This window comes from Bacteriovorax sp. DB6_IX, assembly GCF_000447775.1.
Classification (GTDB): domain Bacteria; phylum Bdellovibrionota; class Bacteriovoracia; order Bacteriovoracales; family Bacteriovoracaceae; genus Halobacteriovorax_A.
In genome coordinates this window covers 1-3,735 of sequence record NZ_AUNJ01000095.1, presented here as the reverse complement: position 1 = coordinate 3,735, position 3,735 = coordinate 1, and the positions used below count along the sequence as shown (strand labels likewise).

Annotated in this window: 3 protein-coding genes; all 3 read right to left on the bottom strand. The window is 38.3% G+C overall.

Annotation, left to right across the window (positions count from 1 at the left end; genetic code table 11):
• Positions 1-882: tyrosine--tRNA ligase (gene tyrS, locus M901_RS03095; protein ID WP_021276713.1), on the bottom strand; the 882-nt coding region annotated here is incomplete at its 3' end.
• A gap of 1 nt (position 883) precedes the next feature.
• Positions 884-2,311 (bottom strand): glutamate--tRNA ligase, encoded by a 1,428-nt coding sequence (gltX, locus tag M901_RS03090; protein ID WP_021276711.1) that lies wholly within the window; start codon positions 2,309-2,311, stop codon positions 884-886.
• A 180-nt stretch (positions 2,312-2,491) separates the two neighbouring features.
• Positions 2,492-3,715 (bottom strand): hypothetical protein, encoded by a 1,224-nt coding sequence (locus M901_RS03085; RefSeq protein ID WP_021276712.1) that lies wholly within the window; start codon positions 3,713-3,715, stop codon positions 2,492-2,494.
• Positions 3,716-3,735 lie beyond the last annotated feature (20 nt).

Below are 3,735 nucleotides of genomic sequence, written 5' to 3'. Positions count from 1 at the left end.
CGCTCTTAAGTGAGGCTCATTTTCTGTCTTGTCTTTAAGAGAAGCAATCTCCTCAAGACTTAGGAAAGTATAACACTTAAGAAGTGAGTCCACGATTGAGTCATCTTGATTTAACAAGAATTGATACATCTTATATGGTGAAGTCATTTCTGCACTTAGGTAAACAGCATTTCCTTCTGACTTACCAAACTTCTTCCCATTTTGGTCAGTAATGAGTGGCATTGTCATACAGTAAACTTGGTTCTGATTCATCTTACGAGTTAAATCAGTTCCCGCTGTCATATTACCCCACTGATCAGATCCACCAAGCTGGAGTGTGACATTGTGGTTCTTATTAAGAGTGACAAAGTCATAGGCCTGTAGAACTTGATAAGAGAATTCTGTTAATGAGATCCCAGAATCAGATGTAATTCTCGACTTCACTGAATCCTTGTTAAGCATTTCATTGACTCTAAAACGCTTTCCAATAGTTCTTAGAAATTCTAAGAAACCAAGCCCGGACCACCAGTCAGCATTATTCACAAGAACAGCAGAGTTTTCACCACAGTCAAAGTTAACGAATTGCCCTAACTGCTCTCTTATTCCTTTAATATTATCATTTAGAGTTTCTACATCGAGTAGATTTCTTTCTTCACTCTTTCCTGAAGGGTCGCCGATCATACCAGTGGCACCACCAACCAGCATATATGGCTTATGCCCAGCTTTTTGAAATCTCATACAAGTGACAATTGTAAAGAGGTTTCCAAGTTGAAGAGACTTTGCCGATGGATCATATCCACAGTAAAAAGACATTCCACCTTCGTTAAACTTCTTCTCCAGCTCTTGCTCATGAGAGAGAGCTTCAATAATTCCTCTTGCTTTTAATTCATCAAAAAACTTCATTCTAATTAAGCCTTTGTTTAATAATTGAAATTGGAGTTAATGCCACAACTGTTTTTAAATCTGGACCATGTGCTCTTCCAGTTAGGCAAACACGAGTCCCCATAAATAATGGCTTTCCTTTAATCTTGAGTTCTTTTTTAAGATAGTTCATCCACTCTCCAACTTGATCTTCAGAGATAAACTCAGATGAGATGGCAGCAACCTGTTCTTTTAGATACTCTTTAATCTGTGGTGTTGTCTCCCAAGAAATAGCTTCCTTATACTGATCATCCTCATCTGCTCCAGCATCAAAGAAGATTGGTAGGTGCTCTTTAATATCAGAGAACAACTGAACTTTCTCTTTCATGAGACCAGCAAACTTTGTCTGCCACGCTTGATCTTGTTTATTATATTCAGAGTCAGCTTCTAATTCATTTGCAAAGCCACGAGCGATGACTGAGTCATCTAACTTTCTCAGCCACTGCTCATTGAAGAAATTAAGCTTCTTAATATCGTACATAGCTGAAGACTTAGAAAATCTCTTATAGTCGAAGAGCTCTCCTAGTTCATTAACATCAAAAATATCTGTTTCATCTGGATGAGACCAACCAAGAAGACAAAGGTAATTTGTCACGGCTTCTGGAAGGTATCCCATTTCCTTATATTGAGTAACCGAAGTGGCCCCATGTCTCTTTGAGAGTTTCTGTCTGTCCTCACCAACAAGAAGAGAAACGTGAGCGAACTCAGGAACCTCTGCTCCAAGAGCTTCGTAAATCATAAGCTGACGGCAAGTATTATTTAAATGCTCTTCTGCTCTAAAAACATGTGTCATTCCCATCTTGTGATCATCCACAACACAGCAGAAGTTATAAACAGGCATTCCATTTGATCTGATAATGACAAAATCACCAACCATATCTTCAGGGAAAGTCACATGTCCTCTTACAAGGTCTGTAAACTCCCACTTCTTTCCAGGGTTCTTAAAGCGGATAACATATTCCTCACCTGCTTCAATTTTCTTCTTGGCCTCTTCAAGAGAGAAGTCTCTATACTTTCCATGATACTTATGAGGTGCGGCCTTTTCAGCGTTCGCTTTTTCCGTTAGTTCTTCGAGTTCTTCAGAAGAGAGAAAACATGGATAGGCCAGGCCTCTTTCGACGAAATCCCATGCAATATCTTTATACATTTGCATTCTTTCAGATTGTCTATATGGACCAAAGTCTCCACCACAATCAGGACCTTCATCATGTGTGATTCCCAACCATTTTAGATCGCCAATTTGAGCTTCCTCAAATTCTCTCTTTGATCTTTCGAGGTCTGTATCTTCGACTCTTAAGATATATTTACCACCTCTTGCCTTAGCAAATAGGTAAGAATAAAGTGCTGTTCTCGCTCCACCGATGTGGAGATACCCTGTTGGAGATGGGGCAAATCTAACTCTAACTGTCATAATGCTTCCTTTACTACAACTCAATGCAAAATAAATTAAAGATATACTGGCCAATTATATACTAGGAATCAGGTGTTGAACATTTCTTTCCCGGGAATTTGGGTGATAAATAGACGAAGACCCATAGCAGCAACAGCTCCTATGGGTCCTCTTGTGTTCGTTTGCCTTCTTGAAGGGCTTTTAGTTCGTTTTGTTTTTGTAAACTTTAATTTTAAAAGAGTGTGTCTTCTCTTCTTTGATATTTAGGTTTCTAAACTTTAATAGTTTGATTGTTGAATCAACTTTAAGCTTTATTCCAGTTCCAAATAGGGCCTTCAGTCTCTTGAAGCCTTTTGATCCTAGATCCATTGATAGCTTCATCTTATCGCCAACAATTGTCTTCTTGAATTCAGTCAGTCTAAAAGACTTTCTAAAGTGAGTATCACCATTATCTCTTCTTACATGAATATCCATGTGAACATCATCAGCAAGTTCAAAGTTATCGAGAGTCATGACGAATTCTCCACCCTTATTCATCCATAGACCATGAGATTTAGCTCTTACTGGCATAAGTTCTTTAACTTTATTGAAGAAGTTAATATCGATATTAGTGATGTAGTTATAATCTTCTTCTTTAACTGTCTTAACATTTGAAGTGATAATAAGCTCATCTTCGTTAAGGTTTGTCGTCTTAAGCTCGACTCCATTGTTATCTTTAAAGATGGCATTGAATTGTGCTTCAGCAACATCAAAGTCTCCAGAGAATTTTACAAAGAGCTTATTTGTGTGATTCTTTTCTACTTTATAAGGTACTGGAACAGTGATCTTACAAGCATAGTTTTCAGTTCTATACTTCGTTACGTCCTTACATACATACTCTTGGTATGGCTCATCAGTACAAACATTACGACCAGGAACCCAGTCACATCTTCTTACTGTTCTATTGTGGCAAACATAGTCACGGTAAGGCTCTTGACGACAAGTTTCTCTTCCTGGAACATCACGACAAACTCTTCGAGGAGAAGTCGTATGACATCTTCTCTCACCTTGTCTGTTAGTACGACAAGTTGTCTTTCCTGGCTTCATCTCACATACTTGTCTTCCAGGAGCTCTTGAGCACACACGACGGTAACGTGTCTCGTAGTTACAATCTCTTTGAGTATCATTGTAACAATTGTTATAACCTGGTTTAAAAGTACACTGCTGACGATATCTCGTCTCATATCCACATTCATTTACTGTATATGGAATTCTTCTTGTACATGTTGAATCGCGAACTTCGTCACGATAGAGAGTAACTTCTCTCACTTCTTCTTGAAGAAATTCTAATTGGCTTTCTCCGTTGTAACTAAAGACAGTGCTCTGAGCACCTTGAACATTGAGACACATGAACAGTGTCAAAAATAGACCAAAAATTGATTTCATTTTCCCCTCTCATAAGTATA

Bases quoted from the DNA above. Each gene is read 5' to 3' on its own strand.
- gltX (WP_021276711.1), bottom strand. From the start codon at position 2,311: ATGACAGTTAGAGTTAGATTTGCCCCATCTCCAACAGGGTATCTCCAC.
- M901_RS03085 (WP_021276712.1), bottom strand. From the start codon at position 3,715: ATGAAATCAATTTTTGGTCTATTTTTGACACTGTTCATGTGTCTCAAT.